Raw genomic sequence first — 23224 nt, 5'->3', positions numbered from 1 at the left:
GCTCTGGAGGGCGCGCTTCGCGAGCGGCTTGCTCGGACCCGCGGGGTCCAATTCGCGCGACAGCTGGGGGCGCTCGGTAACATTGTCATCTGAGGCAATATGAGGGGGCAGTTTTCCATGGCGCGCGCGACAGCGAGCCGACTTTGTCTTATCAGTCTGGCTCTGGCCTTTGGCAGAGCCAGAAAGCCAAACAAGCTCGGCCGAAGCTGTCTCGATGGGAGAACTCCAGCCATCTTGGGACGTCAAACACCACGCACCATGTTCGATGCGGAGCGCGTTTTCGTGCGATCGCCGTCGCTACTGTCGATCAGGTTGGCAGCAGCCATGTGCACTCCACGACAACATACTCCGGAATGCTGTCCAGCGAGGACTTGCCGACGGCCCGAATTTGACGCGTTTGAATGCCAACGGGCGATCGAAGCGCTTACCCCTTCTGGGAGTAAAGAGTCGGAATTCGGTGGAGGAACTCGCCCGGACCTGAACAGCGAAAATCAATGGGGCCGCGAGACGATGCAGTCCCGCGGCCTCGCCACCGGAATTTAGTGAAAAGACAGTTTAAGTATAAAATCCCTCAGCCGGTGTTCTTTCAGTAGAACACCGTGTTCCCGTGTTCCCGTGTTCCAACACTTGCCAATCCGGGCGGCTACGGGGAAACGCGTGCAACCGCAGACCAATGCGGCCGCGAGATCGATGAAAGAAGCCGGTAAAATTGACGGTTCGCCTGTCCTATTCGCCTGTCATAACGGGTGCCAAGCGTCGAAAGAGTGTATCAGCGAGCAGAAGCAGCGCTCGATGCTATGCGCTGTTTGTAGTCGTCGGCGTCGCGCGTAATGGTGATCCTGCAGGTGCCGTTTGAGCGCATCATTGCTGTTGCGCTGATTGCGCGATGTTCGTGCATAACTGCCGGTTGCCGAGGCCCGCTTCAGCGTACGGCTTCCGTTCGCTTAAACCATTTCCTCGGTAAGCCAATGTAGTAGCCGCGCATGCGAAGCTCTGCCTCTCATCTATTGATGTGTTTCGCAAGCGGAACACACCACCGACACGATTGATTATTGCCTCACGCATCTCACGCGCATCGCGTGACGGAGACTTCGCGACGAACGACCTAGTGCTGACGCCAGAGGCCGCCACGCCAGCGGCCGGATCGGTACTCGCGGCTCGTTGCTGGGAAGTCCGGCCTTCAGACGGGCGTGTCGTAGGTGATGGGATAACGCTCTGGAAACGGCCCTCCTGCGTAGTCAATCTCCGCGGCGGGACGGACGCCCCGGATTTGCAGGATGCGGCGAACGATTTCCGGAACTTGGATGCGGCTGATCTGGTCGCCGAGGCAGGTGTGCATCCCGTAGCCCAGATGCATGTAGACCGACTCCGGCCGGTCGATCGCGAAGTTGGACGGCGCCGGCAGTTGCAAGCCATCGCGCATCGCCGACCGGGTCGAGATCAGCACCGTGCTGCCGGCCTTGATTGTCGTCGCGCGCAGCGAGCCCTTGGCTATCCGGTAATCGGTCCGGCAGTGGCGCACCACGAACGGATTGATCGGGTTGAAGCGCAGCGCTTCCCAGCAATAGCGATACATCAGATGGTCGTTGTTGCTGCTGGCGACGTCGATGGCCTCCTTCAGGATCCTCGGGCGCTTGAACAACTCGTCGAGCAGCTGCACGATGGCCGCCGATGTGGTCTCAATCCCGCCGACCAGTGTGCCCATCATATTGGTAATAATGCGTTCGTCGGCGAAGCCGATCGAATCGTCAAAATGGCTATTCAGCAGGCGGCTGAACACGTCCTCGAGCGGCGCCCCATTTTTCAGCTGCTCGCGCCGCTGCGGGAGCAGTTGTGTCAGATAGGCGCGCATCTCCTGCCCAGCGTCAATGTTGTCCTGGTGCACCTTCGGATCTTTGTCCAGGTTGTGAAACATGTCATATTGCGTCGCGCGCGACCAGCGGAACATCGAGGCCAGATCGGGGCCGGGAAAGCCGAAATATTCTCGGGTCAGCTGAATGGGCACCAGGCGCGACAACGTGCTGACCACGTCGATCTGGTTCTGGGTATAGATCTGCTTTTCGACAGACGCATTGGCGAGGCTGCGCACCTTCTGGCGAATTGCCGGCAGATCCTCCATGCGCATGAAGGCGCGCATGATACCCTTGTCGCGCTGGTTTATTTCGGTGCAGTCGCGGCCGAGCATGAAGGGGCCGACCGAAGGGTCCATCATCGGCGCATAGGTGACGTTGAAGATGTCGGGGCGGCTCAGCGCTTCCTGCACGTCGGGGAAGCGGGTGATGAACACCGGCCCCGCGGCGCCCAACGCCAGGTTGGGCCTGACGCGCCGGATGAATGCGAACAATGCATCCGGATGTTTGGCGATCATCCATTTCAGGAACTTCGCCGCCGGCCCCTGTTTCTGTTCCGCCATTGCTGCCGCACCCTAACTCAAGAAAAGCTTCGCCTGGTCGGTCGATCCGGGCTTTCGTCCACCTTTCCCCCTGCGGGAGCGAGATGGTCTTCGCTACTGCTCCAGTTGGAGCTGACCCAATCAATTTCAGATCGACTTGAGGAACTCGATGATTGCGTTGCGCTCCTCCGGAGACAGCGCAGGGCCAATGACGCCCTCATGCTTCTCGTTCGAGAATTCGTGGCCGGTATTGCGATTGGCGGGCCTCGACGTATCGATGATGAAGTAGCCCTTGCTGTCGTAGGTCCTGCCTTCAGGAGCGACCGTCCGTGTCACGATACCGACGCGGACAGGATCGAAGCTGGGCTCACCGAGCAGGAAGACTTGTGGGCGCTCCGCAACCGGGCTGAGCAGATCGTAGATCGTCGGCACCGAGCCATTGTGCAGGAACGGGGCAGTCGCCCATACGCCGTTCAGCGGACGCGCCTTATAGCCGAAACCTGCCGCGAGACAGTTCGGCCGATCGCCTTCGATCTCCGCTTGGACCGTCCCGGTCGACCGAAGCCATTCGTCGATGCCGGATTGGACCACGGCGCCGAGCGCAAGCGCGTAGAGTTGCATCGCATGGTCCGAGAGGTGGATCGTATCCAGCGTGTTGTCAGCCTTCCGTTGGCAGACATCGATGTCGAGGCCGAGTCCTGGGCTGCTCTGGCCCGCCCTGGCCAGTTCGCTGCCGGCGGTGTCCACGGTGCGATTGCGCAGCACGTCGCCCTGGGCCGGATCGGTGCCGATATGGCTTTGCTTGATGATCTTGACGTTGAGTACGGATTCCCTCGTCTGCTTCTCCTGCCCATCGCGACCGCGCCAGCGGATAGGGCCGAAGTTCTTCCAGAACTCCGCGTCCGGGGCCTTGCCGTGCACGATGTCCGGCGTCAGCGCTGGAAGATGGCAGCCGCTGCAATGTTTGTCGTAGAGTTGGGCTCCCACGGCGGCCTTGGCTTTGTCGATCGCAGGAAAGCTGTCGGGCCAGGCTGGCGCATTCAGTCCGGTGAAGGCTTTCGCCACCAGCGGCTGGTCCTTTCCAGCGAGCTGTTGTTCGATCCAGTGCAGATTATCGAAGGGGATGCTGCTGGCAAAACGTCCCCCCTTGGGCGGGGCGGTGAGGTTGAGCTCCGCCGAAACCCCCATCGCCTCGCCGGCATTGCGCACCAATGGCTGCATAATCGAGCCGTCGTACTGCACCCAATCGAACCATGACGATGTCCAGATGTGCGGGTAGCTGACAGGGGCGTTGAGGTTGACGTAGTTGCCGTAGCGCTTGGGGTCGAGTGCGAACACCTGGTTGCCGATGCGATTGAGCGCATCGAGGCGGGTAAACCCTTCCGTGACGTCGATCCCAGCGGGCTGATCGATCAGAGCACCAAGTATTCCATCGAGCTCCTTGGACAGTTGGACGCGTGTAAGATCGCTGTACTCGGTTCCTAAAACGCGCTTCGCGAACCGCCCGAAGCGACCGTCGAAGAAGGGTAGCTTTGCCGACAAAGCGGTCTGTGCGAGCGCAGCGCGGAGCGCATTTGTCAATTGACCGAGATCGGTCACGGCGGGGCCGCCTTCAATGACATAGCGCTTCTCTTTGAAGATCAGTTGGCCGGTATGGCACGCGGCACAGGTCAATCCAACGGCAGTCTCCTTACGCGAAAGCCCGCGGATCGACTGAAACGGCGAATATGCAAAGCCGATCGGCAAACCGTACTCATTGTTCTCGCTTTCGGCAGACTCTATGAATCCAAACCGCAGTAAATAGCGGTTGTCAGAAAACCGTTCTCGTTTGAAAAAGGGGATAGCGAAAGGCGAGTTCAGCGGCGCTTCCAGGGCGAGAAACCATGACAGCGGGATCGGTAAGGTCTGCGTGCCCTGGGCTTTATGATGGAATCGATCGGCGTCTTCGGCGTTCCAGCCCTGATCGAGCGAAACCTGCTCGCTCGCGGAAACCGGTTCAGGGAGACCAGGCGGCGTCAGAGCTTCGATTGTCGCGCCAAGCTGGGAGCTGGTCATGACTGCGATCAAAGCAATGATCACGATGATCGCCAGAAGAACAAGAAAGCGTCGCCACCAAAGGCGCCGAATTGCGCTGGCAACTGTCGACATGGCTCCCCCGTGTCAGCGAACGGCCTCCAGCAGAGAGCCGTGCAAACAGTAATACTACAACTACATGATCTTGTAGGCTTACCCCCGCTGTTGACGTCCTTGAGACGCGATCACTATTCTTTCTGACGTCACAATCGGTGGTCTGTGGAATGGGCGAACTTGACCGCATAACAAGAACATCTAGAGCGTTCGGACGAGCTCTTGTTCGAGCCGCCATCCCATCCTCGCGATCGAATTTGCAGTGACGTTGGGTCCGCTGTGGGAGATCGGGGGCTGTAATCCGCGGGAACGCGAGCGAACGGAATCGGCCGGGCGCCTGAGGGCAATAGGCTCGCACTCGGAGATCAGGCCTCCGTAGGGCGCAATGACCATGAGCATACATCCGGCCACGCCGATCACGATGATGCAGACGGCGAATTCGAGCCAAGCAACGCGGCTACCATTTAACGGCTTCGTTTTGCAAGCACGATGACGGCGTGGCTGACCTGAATTAGCAGCATCGGCGTCAGGCTGTAGCCCGCGACAATGCTCCACATCGTGAGCGTCGGTGGCAGACGTGGAAGACCTCTGTCATCGGCGGCCAGTAGAGAGGGACTGCGAGCAGAGGGCCGTACAGGCCGAGCGCAGCCAGACCCATGGATTGCGCGTGAACTCGTTGACAACGGTACCGGAGCGGCTGCTGCGCATGGCGACGACGCGCCAGAGTTGTGCGAATGCGACGGCGAGGAATGTGGTGGTGACTATGGCCTCGCCCGTCCAGCCGGGCCGAAACCGCCAGTGTCCCCGCAGTTCTCACGCTTACGAAGGAAGGCCTCATATCCCTCCGGGTCAACCTCCTTCAGGCGGTTCAGCGCGCGCTTAGCTTCCAGATCGGCGGACTTGCTATGACGCTGTTTGATCTTTTACTTTTGCTTCCATCTCTGCGAGCTGTCCCGTTGCTGTTGGTACACTCTCGGGTATTGTCTCGAGCTTCGCGCTTGGTCGCGTCTCTTCGAGGCCTTCGACGCACCGATTGGGATGACGAGATGCTGCGGCTCGAATTGAACGACCTTCTCGAAGGTGGGTTTGAGCCCCGCTCGGCGATCTGCACGAGGCCGTCCAGGCGCTGCTCGACCATCCGCGGCGGCGGCGGCGGCTCCGGCGGCCTGCTGCCCGCAGGGCTGATCCAAGCGACCAAGTTTGCATCGTCGCTGTTGAAATGGTTGAAGTCGAGTCGACGTCAGCATCGTCACCTCCGGAGACGTCGGCTTCGCGGCAACGGAAGCTCTGGCAGTATTCCGAGAACGGCACGATCCCCGGCACCGACGACACCTAGCAAGGGATCGACTGCATGGCCCATACTTCCGCGCAAACGCTCGGGTACCCACGCTAGTAGCCGTGTGCGAGCAGTAACGCCGTCGTGGTCTAGCTGCTGTTGTTAGTTGGTAAACTCACCGCCGTTTGTCGTGCTGGTGATTGCAACGCCGTTAACGCATGTTGTCAACAGCAGCGAACGTAAGCGGATCAACTTTCCGGACACGATGCAACCGCAGGCATAAATACACGTTCGTCTGCCTATTTTATAAGGCAGGCCGATCGTCGCAGCCAAAAACCTTTCCGAACATCGAATAGCGGCGAACAAGCGTAAACATCGACACGCACTGCTTTTGGCGACAATCAAAACGACCATCGACTCGTGCTCGTGACGATGACGAACGATGGTCAATCAAGCCACATCGGCATGGGATTCTGAGGACGTGTCGCTTCTGCAATGCATGTGGAGCGCGGGCCACTCGGTGTCTGCGAGGGGTGGCGATGCGTATCTCGCAACGCCATCATCGGCAAGGTCAAGCGCATGAGAGCTCGCCGAGGCCAAGCAACGCAACAGGGACAAACGACGGCAAAGTCAGCAGCAGTCGCTATCGACTTTGATCCGGCGCTCGTGCAGGAGATGATCTGCTCGAGCCTGGCCCGGAACAGATCACCTTCCTCCGTCGCCTTCGGCTTCTTCGGTCGCATCGGCTCCTCCCGATACGAGCGCCGAATCATGCCGTGCGATTCGAGGGAATCTCAAACTGCAAATTGCAGGTTCCGAGCTACCGCACTGTCAAAGCCTGCAACCACAAAGTCGACGCAGCCGGAAAAAAAGCGACTCCAGATCAGCCCCTTACCCGTTCTTCACGGACGACTAAGGAGGCACGGATGAATCGATCCATGAGTCAAAAACCAGGCGCACGCTTTACCGAGAAGCAGGGCCATTATCTGGCGTTCATCTATACCTATTCGCACATGTTCGGACGGCCACCCGCCGAATCCTGCATCCCCAGAAGCATCGAAATCCTCGTGCCGCCAGAAAACTTGCCGATCCTAAGCTGGCCGGTATCAAACCATCAAAATCACTGTGACGAGCCACTAGCTAGTTTCGCCCTCACCTCGTGGCAAGAGGTTAATCGGATGCGTGTGGCGAGAATAACATCAAGCCGAAAGAACACCGAATTCCAGAGTACGCCTAAAGGTTGCCTGGAAGATCGGCGCGAACGTTTGATCCGCGCCTTGGCGAGTCCGAGCCGTCACGGCGCAGGACAGCGCTTCTCTATCCGAGCGAACGGTCGCCCGCAGCGTCCGCGCCTTAATCAACTCAGGTGATATTTATTCAGTAGTTCGCCAAGCTCAGTCGCTTCAATCTTTTTTAGAATGAGCTCGCGCAGGAACGCAGGTCCCGGGACCTCAATTTCATTGCCGTCGCGCAGTCTAGCCATTGCTGCAAGCAGCTTGCGAATATCATAGGTCGAGTTGAATACCTCGGGCACTCCACGTTCAATCTTGAGGAGGATATACACGGCTTCCATCGCGGTCCGAACGGAGTATTCCGTCGTGAAGATACAATCCCGTTCACCCGACTCCGCGAACTGGCCGATGAAGGCGAAATTGACCGCATCTTTCGGCACAACATCTGGCCGATCGCCCGCCTGCCGCGGCATGAAGAAGGAAGTGACGTAGGGCATCATCACCGGGACCGTCTTGGCGGCCCCAGCGGCGAGTTCCGGTATACTCGCAACCGGTACACCGAGGTGATAAAGCCATTCTTGCGTGATTTCCTCGCCCGTACAATCTTGCATCGGTTTCCTCACGTATTCGCCGGCTTTATCGACGAATAGCGAATAGACCCAGACGACGACTTGATCGCTGGGCTGGCGCTTGAAATGCGGCTGGCGATTTGTGGTCCAACTGAGCAACCAGCTCGAATCTTTCACCGTAACGATGCCTCCTGTGACAACCTTGCCGCTGAACGGATCGCGTTTGGCGATCTTGCGGATGTATGCTGGAATGCGTTTGTCCAGGGTCGTGAACGTCGCCGATTCCCATTTGCTTGCAGGAATATTGCCGCAAAAGACATTTGGGCGTCCAAAGGCCGCATCTTTGGCCGCAATACGCCGCCACAGATCCCAGGCGGGCGCCGGTCCTTCGTTGAGCCTGGCGGCCGTGTGATGGTCCCCCATGTCCGAGTTTTCGGTCAGCGACCCGATCGTCATGAAAACAAGATCGTCGGCGCCAATAATGAGACTGCCCTCAATGCCATTCTCCTGCCAGCGAATGGCTGTGGCTTGCTTGCGTCCACGCTTTATGTCGAAATCGATATCGGTGACTACGACCCCGTAGCGAAAATTGACGCCTTGCGCCAACAGCCATTTGGATAACGGCAGAACAAGCGATTCATATTGATTGTATTTGGTAAACTTCAGCGTACTGAAATCCGGCAGGCCGCCGATATGGTGGATGAATCGATGCAGATAAAGTTTCATCTCGAGGGCCGAATGCCATTCTTCAAAGGCGAACATGGTCCGCCAATAGAGCCAGAAATTGCTGTTGAAGAAATCTCTCCCGAACACTTCGTCGATGCGCTTGGTCTCCATCTGCTTACGGGTGGCAAGAAAAAGGGCAATCAGCTCTTTCTGGGCCTGTTCGCTCAGTGTGAAGAGGCCATCGGTATGGGCATCCTGCCCCTGTTTCACCGTCGCCCGCCGTAGTGTGTAGTTCGGATCATCCTTGTTCAGCCAGTAAAACTCATCGAGCACGCTGGCGCCTTCAAGTTCGAGCGATGGGATCGAACGAAACAGATCCCAGAGACACTCGAAATGATCCTCCATCTCTCTGCCACCTCGAATCACGAATCCGCTTTTCGGATCCTGACAACCGTCCAACGCGCCCCCCCGGAACCGTCTGTCGTTCGAGGATGGTAATACGGTCGCCACGCATCTGCCCGTCGCGGATCAAGAAGGCCGCGCCGGAGAGCGCAGCCAACCCCGAACCAACGAACCAAGCTGTCTTGCTGTCCGCGCCGGCGGGTTTGCGGGGCCGAGCAAAAGCTTCGTAATTTCCACTGGTGTAATACATCGCGACATTCCATCTCGTTTGATGTGACAATCCGTCCGCTGATAGTCAGAAGATGTTTTCGACCGCCTGACACTTCTGCGGGACGCCGATCGTCAGACCGCCATCGACGACGATTTCGGAGCCGGTAAGATAAGAGGACTCGTCGCTAAGCAGGAACAAGACTGCCTGTGACACTTCCTGCGGCTCGGCTGGCCGCCCGAGCGGAATTGGAAAACCGGAAAGATCGATGTTCTCTGTCATCCGAGTGTTGATGAAGCCCGGATGGATAGAGTTTATGCGAACGCCGGACGCGGCGGCCTCCAAGGCAGCGGACTTCGTTATGCCCCGCACGCCGAACTTGGAAGCAACATAGGCGTGAAGCCCAGCACTACCCCTCAGCCCCTCAACCGACGAGATGTTGACGATCGAGCCTCCGCCCGCGCGGCGCATGGCAGGTAGGGCAGTCTGCATTCCCAAGAATACACCGGTGAGATTGACAGCCAGGGTCTTCTCCCACTGCTCGAGCGGGAACCGCTCGATGGGAGCCATACTCGCGATGCCTGCATTGTTGACGAGGCCGTGCAGCGCGCCGAACTTGCCCTCCGCAGCTGCGATCGCCTGGGACCATTCCCCTGGCTGGGCGACGTCTTGACGCACATAGATCGCGGATGGGCCAAGTTCGGCCGCGAAAGTCGGTCCTTCATTGTCAAGAGTATCGGTGATCACGACTTTCGCGCCCTCGGCTACCAGCAGGCGCGCATGAGCGGCCCCCATTCCTCGAGCCCCGCCGGTTACCAAAATGACTTTTTCGCTCACACGTCCCATAACTCTTGGTTCCCTCGATCAGTGGCGGTGCAGGGTTTTTCAGCATCAAAAAGGATGACGGGCATGTTGATCAAAATGGTTGAGAACGAGCATTGAAAGTCGGGCAAGCCAAGAGTTGCGGTCTGCACCACGCCCCGGACTCTTGCCGATCTGCCCTCTGCTACGCATCATCTTTGATGCCCAAAGCCTGTGCGCAGTACCCGTGTAAATTGGCGCTAAAGCACTTCAATAACGATTTCACGTCGCGAACATGCTTCCGCCGCTCAGGCGTTAGCCATCCTTTGGATTGTTGCATTGGCTTTGCCGAACTACCCCACCTTCTAGACGCCGACAATTTGCGACCGAATTTCCTCCGGTTTCGGAGATAGGATCGGTACCCGCGAGCGGAGCGATACCGGTGCCGAACGGTGCTGAGCTCCTTGTGGATCGAAAAGTGGGGCGCAGAACGCATGAGGTTCTCCTAAGTCTTGCGAATTGGAGTATCCATTCCGTGCAATCGCCGCGCCGAGACTCTGATGGGAAGTCAGCCTCACGTGACTCTTGCACAGGCGCTGGAGGTCTTCCGACTCACCACCGAGACGGCGATGTCAGGGCCTGCGTTTTCGACCATGCGAGCGATAATGTTGCGCTGATCTGGTTTAATCGAGACACAATGGCGATAGCCATGCTGTTGCGAAAACTCGTGAGAGAGCCTCATCGACTTTCTGTCCGGATACTTGATTATGTCGGGCTTTCGACATCGCGTCGTCAATCGGACAAGCGAGGAAGGCAACAGAACAATAGTCGAAAGTTGTCGGGTCACTCGTACCCAATTTGATGTCAGCCAATGAGCCGTATAAACCGCACGAGGTGCCTGGCATCGACGTTGCATAACGACTGATAGACAAATAGGAATCACCCACTCGCCTTGACGTCATCATCGGTGAGCACGCTCCGCCGGAATGGATGCACAATCAGGCGCATCCGGCAGCACAGGACAGCTGCCGGCTTCTAGAATGGAGAAGGTCAAGCGTGTCGGATGTTTTCGGATCGTTTAATCCGGCGGATTGAGGTGCAAGGCGCAGAAACGGCACTGCGGCCTCGCGTAGCGAAGATCGCTATCACCGGATCGATGTGCCGTACGGACTACCGAACCCACATCGCTGCCAGCGCAGTACAGTCGCTTCAGGGGCGCTTCAACAACCGGAGAGGCGCGGTGAGATGAATAGCTCAATCTCCAACCGCGCGAATTATTCTGAGATCAAGGAGGATGCGATGCCCGACGTCAAAGGCATTCCGCTTGATGCGCCTCTTTACCATGGGGGCAAAAATCGTGGCACTGCGTTTCTCGGCTGCCAAGCCATAAACCTTATGTTCAGCGTGGGGCACGAGGCGAATTGTTTATTGCCGAAGGAGCTAGCACCTGCAGCAAACCCTGCAATCGCCATTGTGGGGGTCGCGAGCTATCGCTCAAGCACTGTCGGGCCATACTTGGAGTGCTATTCAGGAATTCAAGTTCGTGATCCCGACGGTGAGACTGGCTACTACATCCCTTACATTTACGTGACGGTAAATGATGCAGCTCTCGCCTCGGGACGAGAGGTTCTTGGTGCTCCAAAAAAGCTGGCGCACATTAGACTGATCAGAGAAGGCGGTCTAATTCAGGGTACGCTCGAGCGTCCGAAAGGCAAGCGCCTGCTGACCCTTACCGCTCAACCAGACGAGCGCATGAGCTCGGATTCGCGGCAGATGTATTCTGCGCGGACGAATTTCTACTCGGTTCGGCAGCTGCCGTCCATCATTGAGTCCGGGAAGGGAGAGGTCACGCAACTCGTCAAATGGTGTACGGACCGAACGTTGCGACGCGACGAGCGTGGCGAAGAAGTTCTATTTACTGGACCAACCTCCCTAACTTACGACTCCCCCTCGATTATCGATCCCGTGCACAACTTGACAGTTGGCCAAGCCCTGCTCGGCACATACGAGGAGTATGACGCAAGGCTCGAGGCCATTGATATCCTTTCGGAGGAATCAAACCCGGTAAACAGATGATCGACGAGCTTGAAGAATTCATCCAATCCTAAATTGCTGCCAGGGCTGTCGGTTTGCCAGCTGACGGGCGGTATGTGGGGTTCACCTCCTCCCGGCGACTCATTCTGGAAGATGGTCGACAAGGCCGGCTTCAAGACCCACGTCTACAACAAGAATAGCGGCAATAAGGAGAAGAAGGCCGACGTGGCGATCGCCACAGCCATGATGGATGGGCGTTCAACATCATCGACAAGGACAACGACGATATCCTGCTGGTTGCCTCGTCAGAAGCAGACGAAAGAGCTGCGCCGGACATGTCGGCTACGGGCCGATTTTGTTGCAGAACTACCTTGAGGAGCGGTGCGAACCGTGATTCCGTCGAAGTGAAGCGGCTATCGACGGAGAGAATCGATGATGGGGCGGCGCAAGGGCGAGCAGGGTCATCTGTTCTATGCGTTCGACCTCGAGGCCGTAGTGCCGGACGACCATCAGGTTCGGCAAATTGCGGCAGTTCTCAATCTGTCGTGGGTGCGCGTCGAGCTTGCGCCGCATTACTCCAACACTGGCCGACCATCGGTCGATCCGGAGCTGATGATCCGGATGCTCATCCTTGGCTACGTATTCGCGATCCGCTCGGAGCGCGCACTATGCCGCGAGGTTCAGCTCAATTTCGCCTATCGCTGGTTCTGCGGCCTTGGCATAGAAGACAGGATCCCGGATCACTCGGCATTCACGCGCGCCCGCAACGAGAGATTTCGCGATCATGATGTCTTTCGTCACGTCTTCGAGCGCGTCGTCGCTTCGTGCATCAAGGCTGGCCTTGTCGGCGGCAATGGTTTCGCCGTCGATGCCAGCTTGATCGCGGCGGACGCCAATAAGTGCCGCTCGACGCCGGGCGATAAATGGAGCCACGACATCGACCCGATGGGGGCTAGGCGCGCCGTTCAGGACTATCTCGCCAATCTCGACGATCCAGCATGGGGTCGTGCCACCGACGTCGTGCCGAAGTTTGTCGCGCCGTCCGACCCAGCCGCGCAGTGGACTGGCGCACTGCGCAACGCCGCGTTCTTCGCCTACGCCGACAATTACCTCATCGACATCAAGTTCGGTATTATCATGGATGTCGAAGCGTCCCGGGCGATCCGCCAATCCGAGGTTGGCGCATCCCAAACGATGATCGAAAGGACTGAGAAGACGTTCGGCATCAAACCCGACTGGCTCGTCGCGGATACGGCCTACGGCGCGGCCCAAAATCTCCACTTCCTGGTCGATGTGAAGGGGATCGCGCCCCACATCCCGGTGATCGACAAGTCACAGCGCGACGACGGCACGTTCAGCCGCGACGATTTCATCTATGACGAGGCGCGCGATCAATATGTCTGCCGCAGCGGCAAGATCCTGCCGCGCACGCGGACCACGCGGAGATGACGCTATCTCGTATTTCTCGCGCGTCGCCGATTGCCGCGACTGCCCGCTCCAAATCCAAGTGCTGTCCAAACTCGCCGAGCCGGAAGCCGCCACGTGCACGAGGCAGCGCGCGATGTCGCCCGGGCTATCGCCAAGACACCTGCCTACGATCAGACCCGACGAGATCGCAAGAAGGTTGAGATGCTGTTTGCGCACCTCAAGCGGATCCTGCGGTTCGACCGCCTAAGACTGCGTGGACCGGCCGGCGCGCGGTTCGAATTTACGCTTGCAGCAATAGCTCAGAACCTTCGTCGCTTTGCCAAGCTGGCGCTCCATCCACCCAACACGGCCGCACTATGCGTTGCGTAAGTGCGTCCGTCGCGTTGTTGCGTCAGGCATCAGTGCCCGGCCGTCTCCGCAGCCCATGCCGGGCAGGCGGCCAAGAGATCGCGAGCCCAAATTTTCAGATCTCAGCCCGGCTGAGAGCGTCGATCCTACCGACTTCTGCAACAAAATCGGCCCAAAAGCGCAAACCCGCATTTCTCTGCAGCTCGCTTCGCCCGCCGCAACGTGCTTTCAAGAAAAACGACATAGCAGTTGACTCTTTCTGAATACACTTTCCGATGGCGCGGACTTGATGATGCGCCTAAATGGTTTGCGATGCGCAATACAGCGCGACGCGATATAGCCGCGGGGAGGCAACATGGGGAACACCCTTGTTGTACACGCGAAACGTCTGCCTCAGTCTCAGAAAGCGCGACGGGCGGCGCAGTATGTCCGCATGTCGACGGATTACAAGCAATACTCGATTGAGAATCAGGCAGTGGTCATCGCGACCTACGCCGAACTTCACAAGCTAACCATGGTCCACACCTATCGTGACGAGGGAGAAAGCGGCCTCAGAATCGAAAACCGGGGGGCCTTACCGAACTGGTTGAAGACGTGCAATCGGGACGCGCTGACTTCGCTCATCTGCTTGTCTTCGACGTGAGCCGATGGGGACGCTTTCAGGACGTTGACGAGAGCGCGCACTACGAGTTCATCTGCCGCAAGGCGGGCGTCCAGGTTGCTTATTGCGCGGAGCAATTCGACAATGACGGAAGCCTTCTCGCTAGCATCATGAAGAATATTAAGAGAGTGATGGCAGCTGAGTTCAGTCGGGAACTCTCCGCCAAAGTTTTCGCAGGGGCAGTCCGACTGACGAATCGCGGCGATGATCAGGTCTCGCACGGATTATTACCACCTTTTAGGAGCGTGCCGGGGCCCTCAGATGCCGGCTTTTGCCGGCCGCGTTGCTCAAATGCATAGAGCGCTCCCTACGGGGCGCTCTAAGATCGTCAGTTACGCCTTCGGCAAACTGCCGGCGCGCAAGATGGCTTCGCATCTTGCTCGGACGCTTTGATGCTCGGTGCGCATGTGCATCGAGTAGATTTCCTCAAGCCCAAGGAAGACGTCTTCAACCGCTCCGGAGCCGCGTGCATTTTCGAGATCCTTTTCGACCCGTGCCAAAATCTTCAACTCTTTGGCGCAAGCTCTGTCTGCCTTTTGTTTTGTTACCGTTTTCACTGTCGTTTTCTCCGTCGATCTTTCTGAGATCGAGATAGTCGTCCGGAGCCAGAAATAAGCAACGACAGGCGCTCCCTCGCGCCTTTAGGCTTGCGCCACTGGACATACGCGCGAGGACGCAGGACTCTGAGGAAAACGATTACGCCTGCCGCACGAGGTTTTCTGGACCTCATCGCGACAATAGGAAATGCGATTCGGCCCTGTCAACGTTTAAGTTGTATTGTTTTTTATAACACGTATTGAACCATTAATTATATCGACACGCAAAGGTGCACCGTGTTTGAATCGCGCGATGAAGCGCAGCTCAAACCAAACTCGCAGATGTGGACGGAAAGCGAAGCTTTTCAACTGCTGCGTTGCTCGACGAGCCACGTGAGACATCTGCGGCTCACTCGTCAGCTCGGGTGTTATCCAGGCCGCCCCGGCCTCTCACAAGCCGATCTGGAAGTATACGTCGCGGCAGTGAAGATCATCAGAGTTCGAATGCCCGGAACAGCCAAGGGGTACGCCGTCGTACCGTCGCTTCGGCAAGGTGGCGGACCCACGCGATACGGTCGCCTTCCATTCGATCCGCCTGCCGACAGAGCCAAAGTCAGGCTTCAACATCGGCACCCACCGGAGGGCCGCTGCTTCCGGATCGGCGCTTGGACGTTCTGCGGTATGCTTCATGCGACGGTTAGCCGGGTGGGCACTTTAATCGGCGGCCGTCGCGCGACCGCCAGCTCCTCCCAGGCGGCCTGGACGCGGGCGCGGGCCGCGTCGAATATCTCGGCAGTGCCGCTCCGCGATCCTCCTCTGGCGAGCTGCTAGGCGACGATCGGTCGGGCCGAGGAATAGTGATTGTGGACCGCGGGCAAAGCCTGTAGCACCATGGTAGCGACGCGGCTACGTTGGGACGCATGACGGGCGGGCGCGTACAAGAGGAACTGATTGGCTGCTCCGACTGCGGCGGCAATGTCTCGTTTTCGGCCGTCGCCTGCCCGCACTGCGGCTCGCGTGAGCCAGCCGGTCATTATGTGCAAAGCTCCGAAGAGCAACGCCTACACCCGATCGAAGAGCTGAACGATCAGGCACTGATCGGCATGATTGTCTTGTGTACAGGTATCGGCTTCTTCTACGGCGCGGTGATGATCGGTCCCGGTGGCGCCGCCGGCTATGGCCTAGTCGGCGCTATCATCGGTGCATCGGCCGGTTTCATCATCAATGTCAGCCCCCGGCTGTTTGGATGATCCTGCACCGGTCACGCCGCCGACACAAACACCGGGAAATATCCCGGTGTCACAACCAATGATCGCGGGGAAGCCAATGCCGCCTCTCCTCAATCCAGTTCTCGCCAATCTAGCGCCCTCTGGGTCCGACCTTACCGTGTACGATGAAGAGCACATGACCACGTATTGGCGCCTGCTCGACGCCAATGCCGAGGGCGCTGACTGGCGCGAGGTATCGCGGATCGTCCTTGGTATCGACCCAGACCGCGAGCCCAAGCGGGCCCGGCAGGCATTTTGAAACCCATCTTGAGCGCGCGCTCTGGATGGCCAACAGCGGATACCGTCAACTGCGAGGCGGGCCTTCGAAGGCTCCGTAACGGCAGCGAGCGCGGACAGTCTCTCGAGCAAAACGGCCGGCGGAGGTCATCCACCGCCGGCCATCTTACGCTGCCTTGGGCTGGGGGGCTGATTAGGCAGCGATAACCGTGGCTGCAAGCCTGCCGAACGGCGGTTAATAACCCACTAACCGATTCGGGCGGGCTCCGGATCATTCGAAGGCCGGAAATGGGCGGACTTGCGTCTTCAGGCGAGCCCCCTTGTAATCGGCATTCAGCGCAGCATGGACCTGGGGCGGCCAAAATGTTCGGATGGGGACGATCAAAGAAGTCGGTTCTGGCCTCTGCCGAAAAGGCTATAGGCGATCTCTTCGAACCTCTGACGCTCCTGTCAGCCCTCGACAGGCTGCTTCCGCTGTACCTCAAGGAAACCGATGAAGGCCGGTTGGTTTACCCTGCCTGCAAGCGTGGACTGGGCGACACCGACGGAATGTGCGTGCCATCTGGGAGCACACGCGGCTCGAAGCCTGCCGCTACGTGATGATGGTGCCGCGGCGCGACGTAGATCTTTTGGTCAGCGCCGTCCGCCAGGCCGAAATGATGGATGCCTTTCTCAGGCAGGCTCCGCACGAAGAAACCGTCGCCGACTTCAAGGGCGTTCCTGTTGTCGATTATCCAGTTGCGATCATGGCGGGCCTGAATTGGCTCGATCATTGCTCCTTCATCGGCGGCGTCGACCCTGACAAGTTCAGCCGAACGAGACGAGACTTTCGACGGCTCGTGGTGCTCGCGCAGCAATGGTGGGCGATCGAAAACGCTGAACCGCGCTGCTATGAGATGCTTGCGAACTGTCAGGTCCCGCCGCTGATGTTCTATCTCATGTGGCAGAGCTTCACGCGCTTGGCCAAGGAGATCGCGATTGCGGCGATATACGGCTCCTCGCTCGATCGCGCCATCGAGCTTGACCGGCAGCATCTTCAAACGACACTCGGTTCGCAGCCCGACAAAATGCAAGCTGCGCTCTCTGCTCTGAGCGAAACCGCAGCCAGATTAAAAGACGCTTCTGATCCAGACGACTTGGGCCGTCGATAATAGCGCCGCGGCTCGCGCGCTTAGATCAAGGGCGAAACGAGCTCGACTGGGCAGTCAAATCTGAGGCGGTGCAGGCGTGATCGGCAAGCCCTTAGTCGCGCTTCAGCTACCAGATATGCCCCATCGCCAGACGAGGATGACGCGCGGCGCAGAAAGCTGGGCCTCAATCTACGTCGCCTTGGGCTTCACGCTTTCAATTGACGGGACGGCGATATCGATGATCCCTCTGTTTCCTTGGAAGCTTGCAGTTGACGTCGTGGTGCGTCGCTCACGGTTCTTCTTTTTCTCAATAGCGGACGGTTTCAGAACAAGCTCTTGGGCTGGAAGGCCAAGTAAGAACAGAAGGCTCGCTAAGTTTGCTCTGGGATTACTTGTGGCTTTGCCGCATATGTGGGCTCGGGCTTGGTGGGTGAGCCACTCCTTCGATCGGCTTCTCGCCTACGGCGGCCTTCGCCGCCGGTAATCTCCAATTTATCGAAACCACGAATTGCTTGGCAGGAGGACGGCTATTTTGAGATCCCGCACTCGTGCTTGGCGACCCAAGTCCTTGGTGTCGGCAGCGAGCTCATCAAGCTGCGCAAATGTTGGCTTAACGCTTGCTGCGGCCTTCTCCCAATGCGACTGGTCATCGGTTGCCAAGGCCGTCCATACATGCATCCGAGTTTCAAATACGCGCTATTCGATGCGCTCGTCTTCGACCACGTGATCTTTTTGGCGGACCACGGTCGCCAACGATCCGCTCGCGCTTCGGGAGGCATGGATCGTGTAGCCGCCAATTGCTGCGGTCATCAGAAGGAGAAATCCGAAACCAACCATCAGCCGACCGGCGATTTTGACATTTGCAAGCACTTGCTATGGCTCTCTGCTAGCGGAAGGTTGCCGTGCTTAGAATGCTCGCGTGCAGCGACCTGATCGCCCGGTGAAAACGTCAGCTATAGACAGGACGATTTCAGTTTGGCGAGTTCGAGGTTGCGCTCAATCAGATCGAGACTGGTTTCAAGGTTGGCCCTAGCTGAAGCGTCGCCAATCTTTTGTATGGCAGCTCGTATCTGACGATGAGTCTGCTCCAGCGTGGCGATGGCATGATCAATCGTGAGCTTGGCGTTCGCTTGAATGGATTTAAGCCGTGGATTTGGATTTGCACATCGACCGGAATCACACGCCATCGGGAACGGCACCACCGGCGTGTCACACTTGCCAAGGACGGTCGTTTCTGCTGCTTCACGAGTGGCCCGCACCGGCGCACTCGGTCGACGAAACTCCACAACATTGGGCATTTCGAACCTCGATCAAAGCGCATCCAAAATCACGCGCGCGCAGTCATGCTGATAGATCCGCGCGCGAATGGAATTACATGAGCAGCAACGCTTGTTGGTTCGGGTTGTAAGGCTGGCCCAGTTAATAAACTTCTTTAAATGCGGGTCGTCCGCTTTGCCCGCAACAAACGATCGACGGCATACATCCTGTAACATTTGCGGGATGCAACTTGAAGCACGAAGCTGAATTCCAGCGCCCGGCCATCGAGCCGTGCAGAAAATCCTCAAGGAAGGCGGCATAAACGCACCGAGAAAGGAATACATGATCTCGCGTACACACTACTTGGGTTCGAGCGTCTGATCCGGCCGCAAAACGATCGCACAAAAAAAGTTCGTTGCCGACAGGCCGTCGACGAAGGCTGTACGTCAACCGACAGATTCAGGTTCGAAGTCGGCGACCACTTTCGAAGCAGCCCGACGGCCTGGCAGTGGATGTTATCGCGTACGTGCTCATCCCTTTCACACTTTCGATAGAGCGGTGCAGACACTTGGAGAGAGCAAATCGCCCAATTGAAGTCGCAAACGGAGTCCGCGAAAGAAGTACCGTGTGCAAGCTTCGCACTGCGGCGGGTCCTCTTTCAGCCCGCGCGACTAAGGCGGGCCGTTGGCGATCGCCCGAGAGGATTTTATGCGCATGTAGCGCCTGCAAGAGCATGATCTTCTGCCGAGCCGGCTGATAGATTACATCACGTGATACAGAAAATGTCACGAGGCACAGCAGCCCAATCGGCCAAGAATGGTCAGTCCAGGTAACCCCAACCGAGGTTAGCCAATGCAGAAGCCAACACGCTGTCCCCACGTCGACGACGGTGCGCCGTCCGGTGCGCTGCTTACCCGTTACGATGAGGGACATCTCGCCACCTATTCGCGGATGCTGGATGCCGACAGGGAAGGGGCCGATTGGCGCAAGGTGTCACGGATCATCCTGCATATCGATCCCGAACGCGAGCCAGCGCGTGCTAGGCGCGCTTTCGACAGCCATTTGGCCCGCGCGAAGTGGATGACCGAGTATGGTTACAGACAGCTATTGCGTGGCGGTGTTACGGGCCATGAGCTGAGCGACGGCAAGCTGTCGTGCCACAGTTGGTCCGCTGACCACCAATGACGGCCGGGGGTCTTTCTCTATCCACCCGCCCTTCCATCTCCGTGAGGCTGAGCGAGCTGAACTCGGCATTCTCTTAGCCACGACCTGACAGGAAGCGACGGCGCCTATCGGCGGAAGGCGCCGATCGTGTTGCGCCGCGATCCCAAGCGTGAACCAAACGATGCCCACAGAATGCTTGAGCTCAATTCAATAAAACAAGGCAGCCGGACGGCCATTCAAAAATGCGGGGTTATCGCTGATGACTTAACGTGACACCGAGTTTCAACGCCCTTCTGCCGCAACGCGGCCGCGCTCCGCTTCAACAGCTTTGCGATTTCCGATACGGGTGTTCGCGCCCTTGAATTTGCTTGGGGAGTTTGACGTCGGTCGGCGCGTAAGCCTTGCGCTTTAGCCAATTACATCTCGAATAGCGTCAAATTGCGCAGCACGCGGTTTGGTTGATCAAGTGTGAGAGACCGGCAAACAGTGTAACCATTTATGAACGGAATGGACCGCGTCGCCAGCCTCGGCATTGGATTCAGTGAGGACGAGCTTGTCGGCTTAAACGACGAGGCTGCCGTGTTCGCCCTTGCGCACGTTGGCCTTATGGTCCAGCGCCTGTTTGAACGTCATCCAAATCGGCGATCGGTAGCCTTTGGTTACGGCTTCCGGTCACAGCATGTGAACATTGATACCTTGCTACGGGATGCCATTGGCGCCCAGGGGCCGCGCGATATGCCCGCTGTCATTACCGGCATTCCAAGGCTTGATCCAGGGTCGCACGCCGTCTTCGACCTCGCGGACGATTTGGTCGGATGCGTTGACAGATGTCTGCGTCCTTGTCGTTGCCTTTCATGGCTTGAGGGTTGCGGCATGCAACCGACTAGCCGCGCGGCGATGAGCGGGGGTAGCGGTCAGGGTAAAAAAGCAGGGGGGTTGCGACCCCGGATGCTTGGTCCGGGACTACACGGCCCGTGCTTTTTGGCCTTGACAGAGGGCCGCAGGCCCCTCGACCAGTTTCTCGGTTCGGAACATCGCACTTCTCCTTGTGCGGCGAGAACACGGACTTTCATCTAAATGGTAGGCTATAGCCAGTGTTTTAACCGATCGAGGAATGGCAAGCTTCGAGACATGAAGCCTCGTGCGCTACTGGCCTGGAACGTCCGTCGGATCCGCATCAAACGTGGTATGTCGCAGGAACGATTGGCTCGCACGGCGGGGATCGATCGTTCCTACTTGGCCGGTCTTGAGCGCCAATCGAAAAATCCGACGATTGATGTTCTCGATCGCATTTCCGAAGCGCTCGGCGTTCATCCGTCCGATCTCTTTGTTGAGCCGAGCTGTGCGAGCATTCTCAAGATTTCGCCCCGGCCTAAGCGGCCGCGTCTGCTTCGCAAGAACGGGTAGCCATTCATACGCGACGGGAGAGCAACACAAGCCATCTCGATAACGCGACGCCGGTCGGCAGGATTATGCAGCGCTCAGAATGTTTTCCCATGAGGCACGTCTCTTCGAAGGCATAGCGCGAAGCCATAATGACTGCACGATATGCTTTGGTATCTAATCCCGACAGGTTCTTTGGCCGAATCGACGCAAGCCGCTCGCTCGCTACCGCGCCCGGAGGCCGCGCCTTGCGCGCGGCCTGCTCAGACTCGCGGCCAGCTGATTCAGGAGACACTAGGGTGCGCTTCGGTAACATTGTCATCTGAGCCAATATGAGGGGGCAGTTTTCGTGGCGCGCGGCACAATTACGATAATACGCACGATTGTGGTCATACGATTTCTCGTTGAGTACGACAGATATCGGATGCATGCGTGCCTATTCCATCCTTCCTATCTGGCACATAGAAGCGCGCCACGGACTTTCTCCAATTTTGATTTACGGAATCACGACTACGGATGGATGAGATCTGCTGCCCTCTCTCCGATCATAATAGACGTTGCGTTGGTATTCCCAGCGATATGACGAGGAAAGATGGAGGCGTCCGCAACCCACAAATTCTCAGTACCTCTCACTCTGAGAGAAGGCGTGAGAACCGCACGATCGTCTGTTCCCATGCGGCAAGTTCCGACGGGATGAAAGAAGGGGACAGTCGCTTTCCGAATATACGCTTCATCTGCCTGCCGCCCGGCCCCTGGTACGGGTGCGTCCCTGAACTTGACGACATGAGAGCCGAACGGAGGCATAGAGCAGATCTTCCGGACCCAATCCAATCCCCGCATAACTCCCTCAAAATCATCAGGATGTTCAAGCAAGCGCGGAAAGATGGCGATTGGAGCGAGAGGATCGTTCGATGTCAGTTCGAGATGACCCGTGCTCTTCGGATAATTGACGTTCACCAGGATGGTCACCAGGTTAGCTCTCGGGGTTTTCAGCCTTCCATTCTCCTTGGTGAGGCCGAACGGGAAGAGGTGAAATTGCAGATCCGGCTCAGCAAGCTCAGGAGACGATCTGAGAAAGGCGAGGACTTGCGCCGTCGGCACGCTCATGAACCCCGACCGTTTGAAGACCCACTCCGCCAAGGCGAGTGCTCCCCTTACCGGATGCGACAGTGCATTCGCGGTCTCTACATCGAGTTCGGCAAGGACATACAGACCCGGGTGCTCCATCAAATTCCGTCCAACCTCAGGACTTTCCACACGGGGAACAATGCCATGTTTTGTGAGATGACGGGGATCACCGACACCGGAAAGCATCAACAAGTGCGGGGAATTGATGGAGCCGGCCGAAAGAATGACACCCTTTCTTGCGACGAAATCGACATTTTGTCCGTGATGCGTGGCGGCAACACCCCTCGCGCGCGTCTTGTCAAACAGAATGTGGCGAACGATGGTATCATCCAAGAACTTCAGATCAGTTGCTGACAGCTTTGGCCTTATGAAAGCCTCGAAGGCCGAAAGCCGACGCCCGTCGCGCGTCGATCCTTGGTTCCAGGCAACTCCCTCGTGCGAGGCACCATTCAAATCCTCATTGAAGGGAATGCCAGCGGCTTGAACGCTGTCGATAAACTTCTGTGAAATGGGGTGACGCCAACGTAAAGCTGAGACCCGTTGAGGTCCGAGCCCTCCGCGAAATTGATTGTCTCTGTCCTCATCCGCCGTCTCCATTTTTCGGAAGTACGGCAACACGTCCTTCCATCCCCATCCTCTGTTGCCCAGCGCCTCCCAAGCGTCATAGTCCCGCGCGGCCCCGCGGATGAAGATCATCCCATTTATGGCAGATGAACCTCCCGGCACCTTGCCACGAGGCCAGTCCTCGACCACGCCGCCCCTGCTCGGATCTGGCTCCGTCTTGTAAGCCCAGTCGTACCGTCTATTCCCGATCGTATAGACGAGGGCACCCGGAACATGAGACAGATTGAGACGCTCCTTCTTCCCGGCTTCCAGCAACAGGACCGATTGTTTTCGCTCAACCAATCGCGCCGCCAGAGGACATCCAGCACTTCCGGATCCTACGACAATGTAGTCAAACTCCATGCTGTTCACTC

14 protein-coding genes and 5 pseudogenes are annotated in these 23224 nt (G+C 57.8%); 10 read left to right on the top strand and 9 right to left on the bottom strand.

Annotated features, from left to right (window positions below):
* Nucleotides 1-1180 precede the first annotated feature (1180 nt).
* The gene (locus tag I6F09_RS32835) at nt 1181-2413 is read right to left on the bottom strand and encodes a cytochrome P450 (protein WP_225129187.1); all 1233 of its coding nucleotides are present in this window, start codon (nt 2411-2413) and stop codon (nt 1181-1183) included.
* A 126-nt stretch (nt 2414-2539) separates the two neighbouring features.
* On the bottom strand, nt 2540-4540 hold the full coding sequence (locus I6F09_RS32830) for a cytochrome c (protein ID WP_225145041.1): 2001 nt from the start codon (nt 4538-4540) through the stop codon (nt 2540-2542).
* A gap of 2181 nt (nt 4541-6721) precedes the next feature.
* Here I6F09_RS32830 and I6F09_RS32825 point away from each other — a divergent pair.
* Nucleotides 6722-7165 carry a hypothetical protein gene (locus tag I6F09_RS32825; RefSeq protein ID WP_225145040.1) on the top strand — a complete coding sequence of 148 codons (444 nt, stop codon included), beginning with the start codon at nt 6722-6724 and terminating at the stop codon, nt 7163-7165.
* On the opposite strand, the pseudogene I6F09_RS32820 reads toward I6F09_RS32825, so the two are convergent.
* Nucleotides 7153-8914: pseudogene (locus I6F09_RS32820) on the bottom strand (oleate hydratase). The gene I6F09_RS32825 and the pseudogene I6F09_RS32820 sit on opposite strands and share 13 nt — an antisense overlap.
* Nucleotides 8915-8959: 45 nt before the next feature.
* Nucleotides 8960-9718 (bottom strand): glucose 1-dehydrogenase, encoded by a 759-nt coding sequence (locus tag I6F09_RS32815; protein ID WP_225145039.1) that lies wholly within the window; start codon nt 9716-9718, stop codon nt 8960-8962.
* A 1200-nt stretch (nt 9719-10918) separates the two neighbouring features.
* On the opposite strand from I6F09_RS32815, the gene I6F09_RS32810 reads away from it, so the two are divergent.
* The 4 genes and pseudogenes from I6F09_RS32810 to I6F09_RS32795 form a co-directional block, all read left to right on the top strand.
* A complete protein-coding gene (locus I6F09_RS32810; protein ID WP_225129179.1) occupies nt 10919-11749 on the top strand; it encodes an acetoacetate decarboxylase family protein in 831 nt (276 codons plus the stop codon).
* A gap of 9 nt (nt 11750-11758) precedes the next feature.
* Nucleotides 11759-12082, top strand: coding sequence for a hypothetical protein (locus I6F09_RS32805; RefSeq protein WP_225129178.1), 324 nt, complete (start codon nt 11759-11761; stop codon nt 12080-12082).
* Nucleotides 12083-12139: 57 nt separating this feature from the next.
* Nucleotides 12140-13504: pseudogene (locus I6F09_RS32800) on the top strand (IS1182 family transposase).
* A 334-nt stretch (nt 13505-13838) separates the two neighbouring features.
* Nucleotides 13839-14347: pseudogene (locus I6F09_RS32795) on the top strand (recombinase family protein); the annotation flags it as partial.
* Nucleotides 14348-14476: 129 nt separating this feature from the next.
* Here I6F09_RS32795 and I6F09_RS32790 read toward each other — a convergent pair.
* Complete coding sequence (locus I6F09_RS32790) at nt 14477-14701, bottom strand: hypothetical protein (protein ID WP_157785281.1); 225 nt, start codon at nt 14699-14701, stop codon at nt 14477-14479.
* A gap of 899 nt (nt 14702-15600) precedes the next feature.
* Here I6F09_RS32790 and I6F09_RS32785 point away from each other — a divergent pair.
* The 3 genes and pseudogenes from I6F09_RS32785 (at nt 15601) to I6F09_RS32775 (ending at nt 17336) form a co-directional block, all read left to right on the top strand.
* Nucleotides 15601-15930, top strand: a complete 330-nt coding sequence (locus tag I6F09_RS32785; protein ID WP_050992060.1) for a hypothetical protein — start codon at nt 15601-15603, stop codon at nt 15928-15930.
* A 76-nt stretch (nt 15931-16006) separates the two neighbouring features.
* Nucleotides 16007-16286: pseudogene (locus I6F09_RS32780) on the top strand (DUF2285 domain-containing protein).
* A 450-nt stretch (nt 16287-16736) separates the two neighbouring features.
* On the top strand, nt 16737-17336 hold the full coding sequence (locus tag I6F09_RS32775; RefSeq protein ID WP_225145037.1) for a hypothetical protein: 600 nt from the start codon (nt 16737-16739) through the stop codon (nt 17334-17336).
* Nucleotides 17337-18011: 675 nt separating this feature from the next.
* On the opposite strand, the gene I6F09_RS32770 is transcribed toward I6F09_RS32775, so the two are convergent.
* Both I6F09_RS32770 and I6F09_RS32765 read right to left on the bottom strand, forming a co-directional pair.
* Nucleotides 18012-18185, bottom strand: coding sequence for a hypothetical protein (locus I6F09_RS32770; RefSeq protein ID WP_157785279.1), 174 nt, complete (start codon nt 18183-18185; stop codon nt 18012-18014).
* Nucleotides 18186-18268: 83 nt separating this feature from the next.
* Nucleotides 18269-18613, bottom strand: coding sequence for a hypothetical protein (locus tag I6F09_RS32765; RefSeq protein ID WP_157785278.1), 345 nt, complete (start codon nt 18611-18613; stop codon nt 18269-18271).
* 811 nt (nt 18614-19424) lie between these two features.
* Here I6F09_RS32765 and I6F09_RS32760 point away from each other — a divergent pair.
* Complete coding sequence (locus tag I6F09_RS32760) at nt 19425-19757, top strand: DUF2285 domain-containing protein (protein WP_225145036.1); 333 nt, start codon at nt 19425-19427, stop codon at nt 19755-19757.
* Nucleotides 19758-20297: 540 nt separating this feature from the next.
* On the opposite strand, the pseudogene I6F09_RS37785 reads toward I6F09_RS32760, so the two are convergent.
* Nucleotides 20298-20519: pseudogene (locus I6F09_RS37785) on the bottom strand (ArdC-like ssDNA-binding domain-containing protein).
* Between the two features lie 348 nt (nt 20520-20867).
* Between I6F09_RS37785 and I6F09_RS32750 the strand changes: the two are divergent.
* Nucleotides 20868-21143, top strand: a complete 276-nt coding sequence (locus tag I6F09_RS32750) for a helix-turn-helix transcriptional regulator (protein ID WP_225145035.1) — start codon at nt 20868-20870, stop codon at nt 21141-21143.
* Nucleotides 21144-21629: 486 nt separating this feature from the next.
* Here I6F09_RS32750 and I6F09_RS32745 read toward each other — a convergent pair whose 3' ends face one another.
* Nucleotides 21630-23213: a GMC family oxidoreductase N-terminal domain-containing protein gene (locus I6F09_RS32745; protein WP_225172861.1), complete on the bottom strand. Its 1584-nt coding sequence runs from the start codon at nt 23211-23213 to the stop codon at nt 21630-21632.
* Nucleotides 23214-23224 lie beyond the last annotated feature (11 nt).

Origin of the sequence: Bradyrhizobium sp. IC3195 (assembly GCF_020193585.1) — a bacterium.
GTDB lineage: Bacteria > Pseudomonadota > Alphaproteobacteria > Rhizobiales > Xanthobacteraceae > Bradyrhizobium > Bradyrhizobium yuanmingense.
The sequence above is the reverse complement of the archived record's forward strand: the minus strand, read 5'-3'. Positions and strand labels throughout refer to the sequence as shown.

Coding starts and splice junctions, on each gene's coding strand:
- I6F09_RS32765 (WP_157785278.1), bottom strand. CDS start 18,613: ATGCCCAATGTTGTGGAGTTTCGTCGACCGAGTGCGCCGGTGCGGGCC.
- I6F09_RS32785 (WP_050992060.1), top strand. CDS start 15,601: ATGACGGGCGGGCGCGTACAAGAGGAACTGATTGGCTGCTCCGACTGC.
- I6F09_RS32825 (WP_225145040.1), top strand. CDS start 6,722: ATGAATCGATCCATGAGTCAAAAACCAGGCGCACGCTTTACCGAGAAG.
- I6F09_RS32830 (WP_225145041.1), bottom strand. CDS start 4,540: ATGTCGACAGTTGCCAGCGCAATTCGGCGCCTTTGGTGGCGACGCTTT.
- I6F09_RS32745 (WP_225172861.1), bottom strand. CDS start 23,213: ATGGAGTTTGACTACATTGTCGTAGGATCCGGAAGTGCTGGATGTCCT.
- I6F09_RS32760 (WP_225145036.1), top strand. CDS start 19,425: ATGCAGAAGCCAACACGCTGTCCCCACGTCGACGACGGTGCGCCGTCC.
- I6F09_RS32810 (WP_225129179.1), top strand. CDS start 10,919: ATGAATAGCTCAATCTCCAACCGCGCGAATTATTCTGAGATCAAGGAG.
- I6F09_RS32815 (WP_225145039.1), bottom strand. CDS start 9,718: ATGGGACGTGTGAGCGAAAAAGTCATTTTGGTAACCGGCGGGGCTCGA.
- I6F09_RS32750 (WP_225145035.1), top strand. CDS start 20,868: ATGAAGCCTCGTGCGCTACTGGCCTGGAACGTCCGTCGGATCCGCATC.
- I6F09_RS32835 (WP_225129187.1), bottom strand. CDS start 2,413: ATGGCGGAACAGAAACAGGGGCCGGCGGCGAAGTTCCTGAAATGGATG.